16 protein-coding genes are annotated in these 15,552 nt (G+C 64.2%); 10 read left to right on the forward strand and 6 right to left on the reverse strand.

Translation table 11 applies throughout. From position 1 onward, the window contains the following. Nucleotides 1-121: 121 nt before the first annotated feature. Nucleotides 122-916 carry an N-acetylmuramoyl-L-alanine amidase gene (locus OZ411_RS41045; RefSeq protein ID WP_282532512.1) on the forward strand — a complete coding sequence of 265 codons (795 nt, stop codon included), beginning with the start codon at nucleotides 122-124 and terminating at the stop codon, nucleotides 914-916. Nucleotides 917-944: 28 nt separating this feature from the next. Here the strand turns inward: OZ411_RS41045 and OZ411_RS41050 are convergent, their stop codons facing one another. Continuing rightward, nucleotides 945-2,552 (reverse strand): Na+/H+ antiporter, encoded by a 1,608-nt coding sequence (locus tag OZ411_RS41050; RefSeq protein ID WP_282532513.1) that lies wholly within the window; start codon nucleotides 2,550-2,552, stop codon nucleotides 945-947. Nucleotides 2,553-2,660: 108 nt separating this feature from the next. Then, nucleotides 2,661-3,035: a nuclear transport factor 2 family protein gene (locus OZ411_RS41055; RefSeq protein ID WP_282532514.1), complete on the reverse strand. Its 375-nt coding sequence runs from the start codon at nucleotides 3,033-3,035 to the stop codon at nucleotides 2,661-2,663. 331 nt (nucleotides 3,036-3,366) lie between these two features. On the opposite strand from OZ411_RS41055, the gene OZ411_RS41060 reads away from it, so the two are divergent. Next, nucleotides 3,367-5,130 (forward strand): caspase family protein, encoded by a 1,764-nt coding sequence (locus tag OZ411_RS41060; protein WP_282532520.1) that lies wholly within the window; start codon nucleotides 3,367-3,369, stop codon nucleotides 5,128-5,130. Nucleotides 5,131-5,280: 150 nt separating this feature from the next. On the opposite strand, the gene OZ411_RS41065 is transcribed toward OZ411_RS41060, so the two are convergent. Continuing rightward, a complete protein-coding gene (locus OZ411_RS41065; protein WP_130583758.1) occupies nucleotides 5,281-5,961 on the reverse strand; it encodes a DUF1345 domain-containing protein in 681 nt (226 codons plus the stop codon). Between the two features lie 229 nt (nucleotides 5,962-6,190). Continuing rightward, a complete protein-coding gene (locus OZ411_RS41070) occupies nucleotides 6,191-7,111 on the reverse strand; it encodes a polyprenyl synthetase family protein (protein ID WP_282532515.1) in 921 nt (306 codons plus the stop codon). 184 nt (nucleotides 7,112-7,295) lie between these two features. Between OZ411_RS41070 and mtgA the strand changes: the two genes are divergently transcribed. From mtgA to OZ411_RS41095, 5 genes are all read left to right on the forward strand, one after another. Beyond that, nucleotides 7,296-7,967, forward strand: a complete 672-nt coding sequence (mtgA, locus tag OZ411_RS41075) for a monofunctional biosynthetic peptidoglycan transglycosylase (RefSeq protein ID WP_282532516.1) — start codon at nucleotides 7,296-7,298, stop codon at nucleotides 7,965-7,967. A gap of 87 nt (nucleotides 7,968-8,054) precedes the next feature. After that, nucleotides 8,055-8,345 (forward strand): type II toxin-antitoxin system ParD family antitoxin, encoded by a 291-nt coding sequence (locus OZ411_RS41080; protein WP_130583145.1) that lies wholly within the window; start codon nucleotides 8,055-8,057, stop codon nucleotides 8,343-8,345. Then, complete coding sequence (locus OZ411_RS41085) at nucleotides 8,335-8,646, forward strand: type II toxin-antitoxin system RelE/ParE family toxin (RefSeq protein ID WP_282532517.1); 312 nt, start codon at nucleotides 8,335-8,337, stop codon at nucleotides 8,644-8,646. Before OZ411_RS41080 ends, OZ411_RS41085 begins: the two co-directional genes overlap by 11 nt. Before the next feature lie 263 nt (nucleotides 8,647-8,909). Then, on the forward strand, nucleotides 8,910-9,092 hold the full coding sequence (gene rpmF, locus OZ411_RS41090; RefSeq protein WP_024509484.1) for a 50S ribosomal protein L32: 183 nt from the start codon (nucleotides 8,910-8,912) through the stop codon (nucleotides 9,090-9,092). Between the two features lie 289 nt (nucleotides 9,093-9,381). Further along, on the forward strand, nucleotides 9,382-10,029 hold the full coding sequence (locus OZ411_RS41095; RefSeq protein ID WP_282532518.1) for a hypothetical protein: 648 nt from the start codon (nucleotides 9,382-9,384) through the stop codon (nucleotides 10,027-10,029). 6 nt (nucleotides 10,030-10,035) lie between these two features. Here the strand turns inward: OZ411_RS41095 and OZ411_RS41100 are convergent, their stop codons facing one another. Next, nucleotides 10,036-10,323 (reverse strand): hypothetical protein, encoded by a 288-nt coding sequence (locus OZ411_RS41100; RefSeq protein WP_130583148.1) that lies wholly within the window; start codon nucleotides 10,321-10,323, stop codon nucleotides 10,036-10,038. Nucleotides 10,324-10,589: 266 nt separating this feature from the next. Here OZ411_RS41100 and OZ411_RS41105 point away from each other — a divergent pair, with 266 nt between their 5' ends. Then, nucleotides 10,590-12,278, forward strand: coding sequence for a bifunctional diguanylate cyclase/phosphodiesterase (locus OZ411_RS41105; protein WP_130583149.1), 1,689 nt, complete (start codon nucleotides 10,590-10,592; stop codon nucleotides 12,276-12,278). A gap of 151 nt (nucleotides 12,279-12,429) precedes the next feature. Here OZ411_RS41105 and phaR read toward each other — a convergent pair whose 3' ends face one another. After that, complete coding sequence (gene phaR, locus OZ411_RS41110) at nucleotides 12,430-13,038, reverse strand: polyhydroxyalkanoate synthesis repressor PhaR (RefSeq protein ID WP_282532519.1); 609 nt, start codon at nucleotides 13,036-13,038, stop codon at nucleotides 12,430-12,432. A 319-nt stretch (nucleotides 13,039-13,357) separates the two neighbouring features. On the opposite strand from phaR, the gene OZ411_RS41115 reads away from it, so the two are divergent. Beyond that, the gene (locus OZ411_RS41115; RefSeq protein ID WP_130583151.1) at nucleotides 13,358-14,536 is read left to right on the forward strand and encodes an acetyl-CoA C-acetyltransferase; all 1,179 of its coding nucleotides are present in this window, start codon (nucleotides 13,358-13,360) and stop codon (nucleotides 14,534-14,536) included. A 172-nt stretch (nucleotides 14,537-14,708) separates the two neighbouring features. Further along, entirely contained in the window at nucleotides 14,709-15,434 is a 726-nt protein-coding gene (phbB, locus tag OZ411_RS41120) for an acetoacetyl-CoA reductase (protein ID WP_130583152.1), read from the forward strand. Nucleotides 15,435-15,552: the final 118 nt, after the last annotated feature.

The raw sequence follows: 15,552 nt of genomic DNA on the forward strand, positions 1-15,552 counted from the left end.
TGTTGGGCATACGTTCTCCGTTAGAGAACTGTCCCTAATTTCCCGTGTCTCACTTTTGGGGGGCACTCCAACAGACCGATCCTGGATTGCGCTTCGCTACATCCGGGCTACGATGCCGGGCGTGTGGCGCCACAGTCCGATCATCATGATCATCCTGTTGTCGCTCGTGTCGCTCGACACGAGATATGCCGCATGGCCGCGCGGGAGTGTCAGGACTGCGCCAAAGGCCGTGCCATCGAAATGCGACCGGTCCAAATTCAAGCTCATCCTGGACGTCGGCCATACCGCCGACGCGCCGGGTGCGAGGAGCGCTCGCAACATTCCGGAGTTCGATTTCAATCTCCGCCTTGCGAAACGCATCGAGGACAAACTGAAGTCGGAAGGCTTTGCGCAAACCAGCCTCTTGGTGACGGAAGGCCCGAAAAGGCCGAGCCTGTTCAAGCGCGCCACCGCGATCAACAATTCGGGGGCCGATCTGGTCCTGTCGATCCACCATGACTCGGTGCCTGATTCCTTTCTCGAAGAATGGGAGTTCGAGGGAACGAAGAGCCATTTCAGCGACCGGTTCAGCGGCTATTCGCTGTTCGTTTCTCACGACAATCCGAAATTCTGGACCAGCCTGAGGTTCGCCCGGCTGCTCGGCAATCGAATGAAGGCGCAGGGCCTGCAATATGCCCGCCAATATTCGCAGGCGGTGATGGGTCGGTACCGGCGCAAACTGCTGGACAAGAAGGTCGGGGTCTACCGGTACGACCAGCTCATCGTGCTCTCGCGGACGCGCGTGCCTGCCGTCCTGTTCGAGGCCGGCTCGATCATCAACCGGGACGAAGAGCTGGCAATGGCGTCCACGGAACGGCAGGACATGATCGGCGCCGCCATGGTCGGTGCCGTCAAGGAATTCTGCGCCTCACGGTAGCGCACCCTGTGCGGTGGCCTGCCCCCGATTACAGCGGTATCTTCCGATATTCGCGGTTCGCGAGGCTGGCCTCTTCCAGGTCGAGATCGCGCTCGATCCGGCGCCGCGTCTCGTCGGTGATCTTGCCGTCGCGGAGCAGGGCGTGGATGAACTGGCGCTCGGTCGCGATCAATTCCCGCGTCAGCTCGGTGCCGTTGGCGGAGACGTCGTGATTGTCGGGATCAAGGGCGGCCGGCAACTGGTTGGTGCGGATATCGTGCCGCGCCCGCAGCAGCTTCACGACCTCCTCGGAGAGCTCGCGTTCGTCGACGATGGCATCGAGCGATGCGAGGCCGGCGGCCAGCGCCTCGCGCCTCGCAACAATTTCGGCTTCATGCTCGGCGATACTCTCGGCGCGGCCGTCCTTGGCGATGTTCAGCCAACCCACGACGGTAGGTAGGGTCAAGCCGAACCCCACCAGCGTGATGAAGATGACGCCGAAGGCGACGAACAGGATCATGTCGCGATAGGGAAAAGGCTCGCCGCTCGCGAGCGCAAACGGCAGCGCCAGTGCGGCGGCGAGCGACACCGCGCCGCGGACGCCGACGAAGGCGATCGTGAATGTCCATTGCCAGCGCGGCTGCGGATCACGCTGTCGCACGCGCTCGCTCAGGATCCGCGGCAGGTAGGTTGCGGGAAACACCCAGGCAAAGCGGGCGATGACGATGACCGCGATCACCAGCGCGGTGGTGGAGAGGATGTCGTCGAGCGGAAATGCCTTCGACTTCTCGTAGAGCGAACGCATCTGGAAGCCGGTGAGCAAGAACAGGATGCCTTCGATCAGGTAGATCACCAAGTCCCAGAAAAAGATGCCCTGCAGGCGGGTGGCGGAAGGAATCAGAAGCGGGCCGTTCCAGCTCACATAGAGGCCGCAGGCGACCGTGGCGATCACGCCGGAGCCGCCAAAGTGCTCCGGCAGCCAATAGGCCACATAGGGCGTGATCAGCGAGAGCGTGATCTCGACCTGCGGATCCCGCGAGTGCTGGCGGGCGCGCAGGCTCAACCATCCGACCGCGATGCCGAACGCGATCTCGCTGACGACGATGGCTGCAAATTCGCCGGTGGCCTTCGGCAGCGAGAAGGCGCCGGTGGTGATCGCCGCGAGGGCGAAGCGGTAGAGGATCAGCGCCGTGGCATCATTCGCCAGTCCCTCGCCTTCGAGTATGACGAGGATGCGGCGGGGGAGATGGAGCCGCCGCGCGATCGCAAGCGGGGCGACCACGTCGGGCGGCGCCACGATCGCACCAAGCAGGAACCCGACCTCCCAGGGCAGCCCGATCAGGTAGTGAGTGGCGGTCGCCACCGCCGCCGCCGTGAAGATCACGCAGCCGACGGCGAGCAGCACGATCGGACGAAGGCTGTTCTTGAACTCGCGCCAGCTCATGGCCACCGCAGCCATGTAGATCAGCGGCGGCAGCACCATGAGCAGCACCAGTTCCGGCGGCAATTCGATGCTGGGCATGCCCGGCACGAAGGCCAGCGCGATGCCGGCCAGCATCAAGAGGATGGCAGGCGCGACATTGAGGCGCCGCGCCAACAGCGCCGTGCCCGCCAGCACGGCAAGCAGGATCAGAAAGGTCTGGAATCTGGCTTCCATGGCCGGTCCAATTGGCCCCGAAGCGCAGGCAAGGTCAATGTGCGTGGACGGCTCGACCGTGCGAGATCGAAAAAGGCGGCCGTCCGATCAGCCAAGCCCCGGGTGTACTTACTCCCGCAGGTCGTAACGATAGGATTTCGAGACGATCTGCCAGCCGTCCTTGAGCTTCATCGCCACCAGATAGTCGGTGAAATAGCGCGGCGGCAATTGGCAGCGGACCTTGATGAAGGCGGTGACGTCGTCCGAACGGTCGATGGTGACGATGAAATCCTCGCGCGGCTTGCCTTCCGCCTTCGCCGATGGCCGCTTGCGGACCCGGTCGAGCCAGTCCGGCACGGTCAGCACCTGAAGCTCGCTCTTTTCCACCCAGCGCAGGTCGGCGGAGGGGTGAAACATCGCGCCGAGCTTGTCGGCGTCGCCTTCATAGAGTCCGTCGAAATAGTTCTGCACGACGGCCTCAATGGTCGATCGGTCATGGCTCATGGTTGGTTCCTCCCTTGGCCCATCTGTTGGTAGCCCGGGTGGAGCGGAACGCGCAACCCGGGACATCCAGATCAACGGTTACGAGCGATCCCGGGTTACGCTGGCGCTTCACCCGGGCTACGGGCTGGCGGGCCGAACCATCATTCGTCCCGCGGTACTAAAGCTTATCAGATGGTGCGGCCCCGTTCGTGACCTGGGTCACCAAACACCGCCCCGGCTTCTGATAGGCTTTGCTATCATGCTGAACAGGCGGGTTTTTGAAGGTGCGGTAATGAAATCGACTGGATTTCCAGAATTGCATCGGTTCGTTCTGGCGCTGTTCCTGCTTCTGATGTGCCAGCCAGCCTTCGCCGAGAAGCGCGTGGCGCTCGTGCTCAGCAATGCGGCCTATCAGAACGTCGCGCCGCTCCCCAACCCCGTCAATGACGGCGCGCTGATCGCGGCCATGCTGAAGGACGCCGGTTTCGACGTGGTGGATTTCCGCCGCGACCTTCCGGCGGTTGAGACCCGCCGCGCGCTGCGCGACTTTGCCGATCGTACCCGCGATGCCGAGATCGCCGTGGTCTATTACGCCGGCCATGGCATCGAGGTCGACGGCGCCAATTACCTCATTCCGGTCGATGCCAGGCTGGAACGCGACACCGACGTCTATGATGAGGCTTTTTCGCTCGACCGCGTCCTGATCGCGATCGAGCCGGCCAAGAAACTGCGGCTCGTGATCCTCGACGCCTGCCGCGACAATCCCTTTGCCAAGACCATGAAGCGCACGGTGGCCTCGCGCGCGATCGGGCAGGGCCTCGCCAAGGTCGAGCCGACCAGCCCGAACGTGCTGATCGCCTATTCCGCCAAGGCCGGTTCCACCGCCGCTGATGGCGACGGCAAGAACAGCCCCTTCACATCAGCGCTCGCAAAGCACCTGACGACGCCCGGGCTCGATGTGCGGCGCGCATTCGGCTACGTCCGCGACGACGTGCTGAAGTCGACCAATAACCGCCAGGAGCCGTTCGTCTATGGCTCGCTCGGTGGTGAGGATGTGCCGCTGGTGCCGGCGCCGGCCAAGGCGGCGGCGCCTGCCGCGCCCGCACTGAGCCCGCAGGCCGACATCCGCCGCGACTACGAACTGGCGCTGCAGGTCGGCAACAAGAGCGCGCTCAACGCTTTTCTCGCGCAATATCCCGACGGCTTCTATGCGAGCCTCGCCAAGCTCCAGCTCGAGAAGATCACCGCCGAGGAAGCCCGCGTCGCCGCCACGGACAAGGCGCGGGCGGCGGAGCAGGAGCGGGCCCGGCTCGCCGCCGAAGGTGCCCAGAAAGCCGAGCAGGCCAAGGCGGCCGCCGACGCCAGGGCCGCCGAACAGGCGCGCATTGCCGCCGAGAAGGCCAAGCAGGTCGCGCAGGATCAGGCGGCGGTCGCCGAGCAGAAGCGGCTCGCGGCCGAAAAGGCACTGGCCGACAAGATCGCCGCCGACAAGGCCACCGCGGAGCAGGCGCCCGCCGCAGCGCCTGTCGACAAGGCGGTGAATGTCGCCGTGCTCAGTACCGGCTCGCCGCAAGCCGACGTCACCAAATCGGTGCAGACCGAGCTGCGCCGCGTCGGCTGCCTCACAGGTAGCGCCGATGGCGAGTGGAACGCCGCCTCGCAGCGGTCGCTGACGCTGTTCAATCGCTATGCCGGAACCAGGCTCGACACCAAGGTCGCCAATGTCGACACGCTCGATGCCATCAAGCAGAAATCATCGCGCGTCTGCCCGCTCGTCTGCGAGCACGGCACCAAGGCCGATGGCGACCGCTGCACCCGGATCGTCTGCGGCGCCGGCTCGTTCCTCAACGACGACAATGCGTGCGAGAAACGGCGCGAGAAGAAGCCGGTCGCCAAGCGCGATTCCGACGATCGGCCGGCGCGGCGCGAGCGGCCGGAAGTGCGCATTCCCCGGCCGATGGCCTCTTCGGGCGGCCGCGGCAGTGGTGGCGGCCAAATGGTCTGCGACCGCGGCGGCTGTCGCCCGGTCGCGCGCGGCTGCCACCTCGAATTCCGCACCACCGCGCAAGGCGGCCCGTACGAGGGCGGCGGCGGCAACGTTCAGGTTTGCAATTGAGACCGGGGTGCCGTCATTGCGAGGCAACGGGTCGCGCGAATGCGCGCCCGATGACAGGCTCCGCGAAGCAATCCATGGAGCCGCTTGCGGAGGCATGGATTGCTTCGTCGCTATCGCTCCTCGCAATGACGGTCGATAGCTTGAAACCGGCTAGATCGCGCTCGCCGCGATATTGACCATCAACGCGAGCAGCGCCGTGTTGAACACGAAGGAGATGATGCCGTGCACGGTCGCGGTGCGGCGGATGATCCTGTCGGTGATGCCGACATCGGAGACCTGCGCGGTCATGCCAATCACGAACGAGAAATAGACAAAATCCCAGTAATCGGCCTCGACGTGTTCCTTGCCGCTGGGAAACTGCAGACCGCCGGGTTCCTTTCCGCGATAATATTCGTGCGCATAGTGCAGCGAAAAGGCGGTGTGGACCAGCGCCCAGGATAGCACGATGGTGACGATCGCGAGCGCCAGCGCTTCCGCGCTGCTCTTGGCGGCGCCGAGCTCGAAGATGATGGCGGCAAGGCTCGCGAAGGCGCCGAGCGCCGTGATGAGCAGGATCAGGAACCGGCCGTCATCCTGCAGTATCGCGTTGCGCCTGATGTAAGCGATGCTGCATTGGAGCATCATCATGAAGGCGAGGGCGAGATACAGCGCGACGAAGATGTCCCAGCTCACCAAGAGCCGCGTCACCGGCCGCAGCCACTGCGGCAGCAGGAAAAACGCGGCGACGCCCACTGCGATCGAAGTAAAGATGCGTGGCCGCGAATACACCACGCGGACGGCCTTCGGCAGCTTCCGGAAGCGAACAAGGCGCTCCTCGAATTCCTTGCTCATGGTCCGCCCATCTTTTCGTTCTATTTGATTGTAACGGTCCGACCGCGCACTCGTTCACCTCCCCGCTTGCGGGGGAGGTCGGATCGCATCGCCAGATGCGATCCGGGTGAGGGTTCTCTCCACACGAAGAGTCTCGCCGCGGAGACACCCTCACCCCAGCCCTCCCGGAGCGAGCTATGCTCGTCCCGCAAGCGGGAGAGGGGAGCGCAGTGTCGTCTGGGGCACCACGCTAATTCCTGCGCTCCGCAACGAACCGCGCCGCCGCGCGCAGCACGTCGCCCTTCGGTCCGAACACCGACAAAGCGGCATCGGCGCGGGCGAGGAGGTCGCGGACGCGCTGCTTGGCGCCGTCGATGCCGAGCTGGGTGACGAAGGTGGTCTTGCCGAGGGCGGCGTCCTGGCCGGTCTGCTTGCCGAGCGCGGCAGCATCGCCCTCGACGTCGAGCAGGTCGTCGGCGATCTGGAAGGCTTCGCCGAGCGCGCGGCCGAAATCGTCGAGTGCCAGATATTCTTTCTCGGAGGACTGGCCGAGGATGGCGCCGGCGATGCAGCCGAAGCGGAGCAGCGCGCCGGTTTTCATCTGCTGCAGCCGCGCTACGTCCACCGGCTCGCGGTCGCCGAACCGGCCTTCGCCGGCCAGGTCGAGCATCTGTCCGCCTGCCATGCCGCCGACGCCGGAGGCGCGCGCCAGCGCGCGGGTCAGCGCCAGCCTGACGCCGGCATCGCGATGGATCTCGTCGCGGGTGATGATGTCGAAGGCGATCGTGAGGAGCGCGTCTCCGGCGAGGATCGCGGTCGCATCGTCATAGGTTTTGTGGAGGGTGGGGCGGCCGCGGCGCAGATCGCTATTGTCCATCGCCGGCAGGTCGTCATGGATCAGGGAGTAGCAGTGGATGCACTCGAGCGCGGCCCCCGCCATCAGCGCGGCATTGCGCGGCACGCCGAACACGGCGGCACTCTCGACCACCAGGAACGGCCGCAGGCGCTTGCCGCCGCCGAGGCTCGAATAGCGCATGGCCTCGATCAGCCGCCTCGGGCGGACGATCTCCTCCTTCTCCACGGTGTCGGCCAAAAGTTTCGCCAGCAGGGCCTCGGTATCGTCAGCGGTCTGGTCCAGACGCTTGGCGAATTCTGCAGTACCGGTCGTCATTAAGAATTGCTCCAGATCAGATTCCGGGGCGGACAATCGTTGATGGCATCGGCTTCGTCAATTCCGCCCGCCGGCCGGAAATGCCTTAAAAGTGCTGGAAAACCTGCCAATTATCGCGAAATCTCACCCGAAACCGGCCAATATTGCCGGCAGCGCCGACCCGCTTTCAGCCGGAACCTCCAATTTGCGCATTGTCCGGATCCTTTTGCTGCTGCTGGTGGCCGCGCTGCTCGTGCCCTACGTGCTGACACCGCTTTACCGGTCCGGCCATCCGGTCTCAGCGCTGATGGCTTGGCGCTACCTGAAGGGTGCGCCGGTCACGCGGCAATGGGTCGATTTCAATGCGATCTCGCCGTATCTCCCCCGCTCGGTGGTGGGGTCGGAGGATTCGAAATTCTGCAGCCATCGCGGCATCGACTGGGACGCGCTGCAGGATGCGATCGACGATGCCGAGGACGGCGAGCCGGGCCGGGGCGGCTCGACCATCACCCAGCAGGTCGCCAAGAACCTGTTCCTGTGGCCGGGCCGCAGTGTGGTCCGCAAGGCGCTGGAACTGCCCCTCGCCATATGGATCGATTTCGTGCTGCCGAAGCAGCGGATCCTGGAAATCTATCTCAACATCGCCGAGCTCGGCCCGTCCGGCCAGTTCGGGGCCGAGGCCGGCTCCCAATACGCCTTCGGCCATTCGGCGGCGACCCTGTCGCCGCGCGAGGCAGGGCTGCTCGCGGCGATCCTGCCCAATCCGGTCAAGCGCAGCGCCCGCAATCCCGGTCCCGGCGTACGCCGCCTGAGCGCAACCTATATGGCCCGCGCCAGCGCGGTTCAGCGCTGCTGGAGCGAGACCCGCGGCTTCTGAATTCGCTGCATCGGCCGCCCGGAACCATAGTTGCCCATAGGGGTCAAGAAGTAGTAAGATTTGCTCCCGGCAGTTGAAGGAGCTCTCATGGCATCGGTCGAGAAAGTGAGCGTCGCACTGACGAGCGAGCAAATATCGGCGCTCAAGGCCGCAGTAGACGCGGGAGAGTACGCCACCACGAGTGAGATCGTCCGCGAGGCGGTGCGGGACTGGCAATTGAAGCGTGAACTACGCCAGGAAGATATCAGACGGCTTCGGCAGATGTGGGATGTCGGCATTGCGAGCGGCTCCGCCGGCGATCTGGATATGAAGAAGCTGCGTGAAGAGGCCCGCGAGCGGCTAGAGAGTGCGAAGAAAGCCTCCGGCAATGCCGACTGAGCTGGTCTGGTCGAACCAGGCGCGTACTGACCTGCTGGACATCTACGTCATGATAGGGCTTGAACAACCCGCTGCCGCCGAGCGCTATTTCGATCGCATCGAAGCCAAGGCGGAGCTGCTGAGGTCGCAGCCAAGGATGGGTGTGCGTCGGTCTGATCTTCGTCCATCAATGCGCATGCTGGTCGAGGCTCCTTATCTGCTGCTCTACCGCACCGATCCGGACACCGATGAAGGCCCGATCGACGCGATCGAAATCATCCGGGTCGTTGACGGGCGTCGGGACCTGCACGGCCTATTTTAGATAGGATGAAATTGTGCGCCCTTACGGAGCCCTGCATGCGGCAATCGATAGCAAAATGATCATGTTTTGTTCTGGCGGAATCGCGGAGGCTTGGCCTCGCTCGCAAGCGGAGATGCGGCGAGGCAACGCAATCTGATCGCGTCAGGCCCTAGCTTTACGCCATCCCTTCCTCTATAAGCGCGGCCTTATTGGCATCGCAGCTCGCTTTTGACGCGCGTCCTTAATTTCGGACGATGCCTCCGCAACACCCCTAGAGGACCGTTATGGCTGTTCCCAGAAGAAAAACCTCGCCGTCGCGCCGTGGCATGCGCCGATCGGCGGATGCGCTGAAGAAACCGACCTATGTCGAGGACAAGGATTCCGGCGAGCTGCGTCGCCCGCACCACCTCGACCTAAAGACCGGCATGTACAAGGGCCGGCAGGTCCTGAAGAAGAAAGAATCCTGATCCTCGCGGGATCGGCGAACATTTGGATTCCCGGCTCTGAAAGCAGGGCCGGGATCACGATTGATTGGGCCGCCTGAAATCGGCCAATGAGTGCGATCAGACGGTCCGGGTCGGCGCGTCGAGCGTGATCCGGGAAGAGTGGCACCGGTTTTCCCTCGCGACAAACGCGTAGCGTTTGTGCGGAGGTCATGCTCAAACAATGAAACGAGATCATGATCCGATTCATCCCGATCGGATCACGCTCTCTGGGCGTTTCGCTCCTGGTTTCCTTCGCTAAGGCCTCGCTCGCATGGTCGGTTTTCCGCTGCTGCTGATTCCGCTCGCGGTCTACAACATCATCGTCTTCCTGATGCCCGGCGTTTCGCTGGCCGATCCGTTGCTGACGGTGACGCTGATGTCGGGGGCGGAATGGCCGATAACGCTGAACGACATCCTGCTGGCGCTCGGCATCCTCCTGCTGTTGCTCGAGGTCATCAAGGGCGCGCGACCGGGCGCCAAATTCGTGATGGATCATTTGCTGTCGCTGATCGTGTTCGGCGCGGCAGCCGCCGAATTCGTGCTGTGGCCGAAATTCGGCACCTCGACCTTTGGTCTGCTGACTTTGCTGGCATTGGCGGATTTCATCTCCGGAATCGCGCTTCGCACCCGCCGTCGTGCGGTGGCGCCCGCAACACGGGTGCAGCAAATCGAGCCGGAACCAGCCCCTCCGCCGCAACCCGCACCGGCGCCACCCCCACAGCCGGCTCCCGCGCCGGCCCCGCAGCCGGCTCCGCCGCCCGCTGCCTCAACGACGTCAGCGAACACGATGCCACCGGCGGCTTCGGTCGCGGAATCGGTGCCGCTGGATCATTCCAAGCCGACGCAGGCGCAACCCGCGGTCGCCTCCCCGGACCTGCAGCCGAGCCGCAATCCGCCGACTGAACCGGAACAGCGCTGAGCGCGATCAGATGATCTGGCGCGTGCGGCGTGCGACGCCGCGCCGTTCCTGCGGATGGGCGCCATAGGCCATCTGCGCATCCGCCAGCGTGGCGCGCCGCAGCGGACGAGTCTCTGGCGCCAGCGCCGCAGTTGCGATCAGTTGGGTCACAAAGCCTGCGTCGGGCCGTGGCAGCGGCCGTTTGGACTCGGAGTGCAGGGATTCGGTCAGCGGGACGAGTTCAGCCGAGGTGGTGGCGGCGCCGGTTAAAACCTCGCCGTCCAGCACTTGCCTTGATCCGCCGGCTTCCGGCATCGCTGATCCCGCCCGATTGTCACGTTTCGGGACGCTACCATCCCCCTTGGCCTCGAACTCGCAAGGTCCATGCCGGTGCACGGGCTTTTGTTCCCGATGGCGGCAAAACGTGGTTTCCAGATTATTTATGAACTTTACCTAAGGTCTGACTGGAAACAGAGGCACACTCCGGGCTTGGAATCACTTACCCACTGTCACATGCGTCCACCTGTATCCACTTGGCCCGTGTCCTGAATTGGCCGTGTCCTGAAACGAGGCGACAGCAGATGCCTTCCATCCCGCCAGCCGCCGACATCCTGGCTTCGCTCGGCCAAGTGACCTTTGTCTGGGATATTGCCTCCGATGCGCTCGTCTGGAGCGACAATGTGGCCTCGGTTTTCCCGGATCTCCCGGCGGAGGCGATTGCAAGCGGCGCTGCATTTTCCAGGCTGATCGAGCCATCGCGCGCGATCCGCAGCGATGCGTTCGGCCAACCCGCGCCGCTCCGCAGCGGCGAGGGCATGCCCTACCGAATAGAGTACGGCGTGCGGGCGAGCACCTCGGCGCCCGTGATCTGGATCGAGGAAACCGGCTGCTGGTTTGGCGGACCCGACGGCCGGCCTGTGCACGCCCAGGGCGTGATCAGGATCGACAATGAGCGTCATGCCCGCGACGAGCAGCTCGTGAAGCTGTCGCGACACGATCCGCTCACCGGTGAACTCAACCGCACCCATCTGATCGCCGCGCTCGCCGAGGCGATCGAGGAGGCTACACGCTTCCGTTCGTCCTGCGCCTTCATGCTGATCGGCATCGACCATCTGGCGCGCATCAACGACGCCTTCGGCTTCGACGTCGCCGACGCCGTGATCGCGGAGATCAGCAAGCGCATCCGCGCCCGCCTGCGCGGCGGCGACGTGCTCGGGCGTTTCTCCGGCAACAAGTTCGGGCTGATCCTGCGCAACTGCACCGTCGACGATGCCAATGTCGCCGCCGAACGTTTTCTCACCGCTGTGCGGGAGGAGATCGTGCCGACCAGGTCGGGCCCCGTCTCGGTGACGGCGTCGATCGGCGCGGTCAGCGTGCCGCGCCACGCCCGCAACGCCGACGAGGCGATCAACCGCGCCCAGGAGACGCTCGATACCACCAAGAGCCGCCGCGCCGGCTCGTTCCTGCTTTGGAAGCCGAATGTCGAGCGCGACGCTCAGCGCCGCGTCAACATCCGCGTCACTGACGAGATCGTCACCGCGCTGAACGAACGGCGCATCGTCGTGGCGTTCGAGCCGGTGGTTGAGGTGCAATCGCGGCAGCCCGCCTTTTACGAGTGCCTGGTGCGCATGCAGCAGGAGGACGGTCGGGCATTGTCGGCGCCGGACATCGTGCCGGTCGCCGAGCGTCTCGGCCTGATCCGGCTGGTCGATCACCGCGTGCTCGAGCTTGCGGTGGCCGAGCTTGCCGCTTCACCCGAGGTTCAGCTCAGCCTCAACATCTCGCCGGACACCACGATGGATCCGGACTGGCTGGCCGGAATCGAATCGCTGATGGCCGCGCATCCCGGCGTCGGCGAGCGGCTGATCGTCGAGATCACGGAGACGGTGGCGATCAGCAATCTCGACGAGGTGCGCGGCTTCGTCACGCGCCTGAAGAATTTCGGCAGCCGGATCGCGATCGACGATTTCGGCGCCGGCTACACCTCGTTCCGCAACCTGCGCAAGCTCGGCGTCGATATCGTCAAGATCGATGGCGCCTTCGTGCAGAACATCGCGCATTCCGCCGACGACCGCGCTTTCGTGCAGACACTGCTCGACCTCGCGCGCCGGCTCGGCATCAAGACGGTTGCGGAATGGGTGCAGGATGAAGCGTCCGCGGTGATGCTGCGCGAATGGGGCTGCGACTATATCCAGGGCCGCCTGATCGGATTGGCCTCGCCGACGCGGCCATGGCACACGGCGGATAAGACGATGCCGGCGGCCGGGTAGCTGGTCGTCCACCGCTGGCTGTCATTCCGGGGCGATGCGACAGCATCGAGCCCGGAATCCATTCAGCGGCTCGCGCAAGCGGCCCAATGGATTCCGGGTTCGCGCTGCGCGCGCCCCGGAATGACGAACTCAATGGCAGGTTCGGAAGAGCCTACTCTTCCTTCTTCGTCGTCGTCGTCTCGCGCGACATCCGCTCGAGGCGCTCCTGCATCTCCTTCATCTGGCGGCGCAGGTCGTCGATATTGGCGTCATCCGGCGCCGGCTCCGGCACTTTCTCGGGCTCGGGCGTTGCGGTTCCCGTGCGCGGCGGCACGAATGGCTTGAACATGGAGAAGGTCTGCTGGAACAGCTCCATGTTGCGCCGAACCTGTTCCTCGAGCGGGGCGAAGGGAGTTCCGCTCAGCGTGCTTGCGATCTGCTTGCGGAATTTCTCCTGCTCTTTCGTCAGCGTCTCGATCGACTGCTCGAGATATTTCGGCACCACCATTTGCATGCTGTCGCCGTAGAACCGGATCAACTGCCGCAGGAAAGTGGTCGGCAACAGATTCTGGCCGGCCTTGTTCTCCTGCTCGAAGATGATCTGCGCCAACACCGATCGGGTGATGTCGTCGCCGGTCTTGGCGTCGTAGACGAGGAAATCCTCGCCTTCCTTCACCATCGCGGCGAGATCCTCGAGCGTCACATAAGTGCTGGTTCCGGTATTATAGAGCCGCCGGTTGGCGTACTTCTTAATCGTGGTCGGGTGTTCTGATTTTGCCATGGGGGCTCACACATCAACACCAGGAGGGAACCCTTTGCAGCATTGCTGCAGGGGTGATGCACACGCATCGCAGCAAAGGTAAGCATTTTCAAAGCCGCTCGGCAACGATTTGTGCGCCACGGTTAATTCCAAAGCATAGTTATTGCTCAGGAAAGCTCCAACAGGGTCAATTTAAGTGCGCCGCGGCAGGATTTGGCCGTCTGGCCGATTGACATGCCTCAAGGACGTTAACAGGATGAGGCCGAAAGATAGGCCCGCGTCCGGCCGCCCGCCCGCCGCCAAGCTACCCAGGCCAAACATCAAGCTCTAGGAGATGCCCATGTCAGACGATGTCGTCATCGTCAGCGCCGCCCGCACCCCGGTCGGCAGTTTCAACGGTGCGTTCGCCAACACTCCCGCCCATGACCTCGGCGCCATCGCCATCAAGGCGGCGCTGGAGCGCGCGGGCGTCGAGCCGGGCCGCGTGTCCGAAGTCATCATGGGTCAGATCCTGACCGCAGCCCAGGGCCAGAACCCGGCCCGCCAGGCCTCGATCGTCGCCGGCATCCCGGTGGAAAGCCCGGCCTGGGGCGTCAACCAGCTCTGCGGCTCGGGCCTGCGCTCGGTCGCGCTCGGCTACCAGGCGCTGGTCAATGGCGATTCCGAGATCGTCGTCGCCGGCGGCCAGGAATCCATGAGCATGGCCCCGCATGCGCAGTATCTCCGCGGTGGCGTCAAGATGGGCGGCGTCGAATTCGTCGACACCATGATCAAGGACGGCCTGTGGGACGCCTTCAACGGCTACCACATGGGCAACACGGCCGAGAACGTGGCGCGGCAATATCAGATCACCCGCGCCCAGCAGGACGAGTTCGCCGTCTCCTCGCAGCAGAAGGCCGAAGCCGCGCAGAAGGCCGGCCGGTTCAAGGATGAGATCGTCCCCGTCACCATCAAGACCCGCAAGGGCGACGTCGTGGTCGACACCGACGAATATCCGCGCCACGGCGCCACGCTCGACGCAATGGCCAAGCTCAAGCCCGCCTTCGAGAAGGACGGCACGGTGACCGCCGGCAGCGCGTCCGGCATCAATGACGGCGCCGCCGCCGTGGTGCTGATGACGGCGAAGCAGGCCGCCAAGGAAGGCAGGACGCCGCTCGCGCGCATCGTCTCCTGGGGCCAGGCCGGCGTCGACCCGAAGATCATGGGCACCGGCCCGATCCCGGCTTCGCGCAATGCGCTGAAGAAGGCCGGCTGGAGCATCGGCGATCTCGATCTGATCGAGGCCAACGAGGCGTTCGCGGCGCAGGCCTGCGCTGTTAACAAGGACCTCGGCTGGGATACGTCCAAGGTCAACGTCAACGGCGGCGCGATCGCGATCGGTCACCCGATCGGCGCGTCCGGCGCCCGCGTCCTTGTGACGCTGCTGCACGAGATGCAGAAGCGCGACGCCAAGAAGGGCCTCGCCACGCTGTGCATCGGCGGCGGCATGGGCATCGCGATGTGCGTTGCACGCGACTGAACAAGAGGCAACATGCCGGGTTGAATGATGAAAAGATCGTCTGTCAACCACAGTGCAAGCTGTTAAGAGAATGCCCGGCCTCGCGCCGGGCATTTTCGTTTTGGAATATCGATAGATTTCAAAAGACCGGCACAATGTCGGCTTAGAAAAAACGGCCAAGGAGGAGACGGACATGGCACGTGTTGCATTGGTAACGGGTGGGACGCGAGGTATCGGCGCTGCGATCAGCAAGGCGTTGAAGGCGGCGGGCTACAAGGTCGCGGCGACCTATGGCGGCAATGATGCCGCGGCGCAGAAGTTCAAGGAAGAAACCGGCATTCCCGTTTACAAATGGGACGTCGCCTCGTTCGATGCCTGCGCGGCCGGGGTCAAGCAGGTGGAGGCCGACATCGGCCCGGTCGACGTGCTTGTCAACAATGCCGGCATCACCCGCGACACCGCATTCCACAAGATGACGCTGCAGCAGTGGAACGAGGTGATCGACACCAATCTCGGCTCGCTCTTCAACATGACGCGCCAGGTGATCGAGGGCATGCGCGCCCGCAAGTTCGGCCGCATCGTCAACATCTCCTCGATCAACGGCCAGAAGGGCCAGTTCGGCCAGGTCAATTATTCCGCGGCCAAGGCCGGCGACATCGGCTTCACCAAGGCGCTCGCGCTTGAGAACGCCAAGGGCGGCATCACCGTGAACGTGATCGCGCCCGGCTACATCAACACCGAGATGGTGCAGGCGGTGCCGAAGGACGTCCTGGAGAAAAACGTGATTCCGCAGATCCCGGTCAACCGTCTCGGTGAGCCCGAGGAGATCGCGCGCGCGGTGCTGTTCCTCGCCGCCGACGACGCCGGCTTCATTACCGGCTCGACGCTCACCGTGAACGGCGGCCAGTATCACGCGTGATGTTTTCTCGCGTCATTGCGCGGAGCGATGGCGGACACATGCGGAAACGTAGAGCCTGAGAACCAATTCGGTCTGCGGGTAGACGGCATCCGAAGTAGCGGATGTTGAAGACCTCGAC

Origin of the sequence: Bradyrhizobium sp. Arg237L (genome assembly GCF_029990105.1) — a bacterium.
Lineage (GTDB): Bacteria > Pseudomonadota > Alphaproteobacteria > Rhizobiales > Xanthobacteraceae > Bradyrhizobium.

Bases quoted from the DNA above. Each gene is read 5' to 3' on its own strand.
- OZ411_RS41050 (WP_282532513.1), bottom strand. From the start codon at position 2,552: ATGGAAGCCAGATTCCAGACCTTTCTGATCCTGCTTGCCGTGCTGGCG.
- OZ411_RS41055 (WP_282532514.1), bottom strand. From the start codon at position 3,035: ATGAGCCATGACCGATCGACCATTGAGGCCGTCGTGCAGAACTATTTC.
- OZ411_RS41060 (WP_282532520.1), top strand. From the start codon at position 3,367: ATGTGCCAGCCAGCCTTCGCCGAGAAGCGCGTGGCGCTCGTGCTCAGC.
- OZ411_RS41065 (WP_130583758.1), bottom strand. From the start codon at position 5,961: ATGAGCAAGGAATTCGAGGAGCGCCTTGTTCGCTTCCGGAAGCTGCCG.
- OZ411_RS41070 (WP_282532515.1), bottom strand. From the start codon at position 7,111: ATGACGACCGGTACTGCAGAATTCGCCAAGCGTCTGGACCAGACCGCT.
- OZ411_RS41080 (WP_130583145.1), top strand. From the start codon at position 8,055: ATGGCATCGGTCGAGAAAGTGAGCGTCGCACTGACGAGCGAGCAAATA.
- OZ411_RS41085 (WP_282532517.1), top strand. From the start codon at position 8,335: ATGCCGACTGAGCTGGTCTGGTCGAACCAGGCGCGTACTGACCTGCTG.
- rpmF (WP_024509484.1), top strand. From the start codon at position 8,910: ATGGCTGTTCCCAGAAGAAAAACCTCGCCGTCGCGCCGTGGCATGCGC.
- OZ411_RS41095 (WP_282532518.1), top strand. From the start codon at position 9,382: ATGGTCGGTTTTCCGCTGCTGCTGATTCCGCTCGCGGTCTACAACATC.
- OZ411_RS41100 (WP_130583148.1), bottom strand. From the start codon at position 10,323: ATGCCGGAAGCCGGCGGATCAAGGCAAGTGCTGGACGGCGAGGTTTTA.
- OZ411_RS41105 (WP_130583149.1), top strand. From the start codon at position 10,590: ATGCCTTCCATCCCGCCAGCCGCCGACATCCTGGCTTCGCTCGGCCAA.
- phaR (WP_282532519.1), bottom strand. From the start codon at position 13,038: ATGGCAAAATCAGAACACCCGACCACGATTAAGAAGTACGCCAACCGG.
- OZ411_RS41115 (WP_130583151.1), top strand. From the start codon at position 13,358: ATGTCAGACGATGTCGTCATCGTCAGCGCCGCCCGCACCCCGGTCGGC.
- phbB (WP_130583152.1), top strand. From the start codon at position 14,709: ATGGCACGTGTTGCATTGGTAACGGGTGGGACGCGAGGTATCGGCGCT.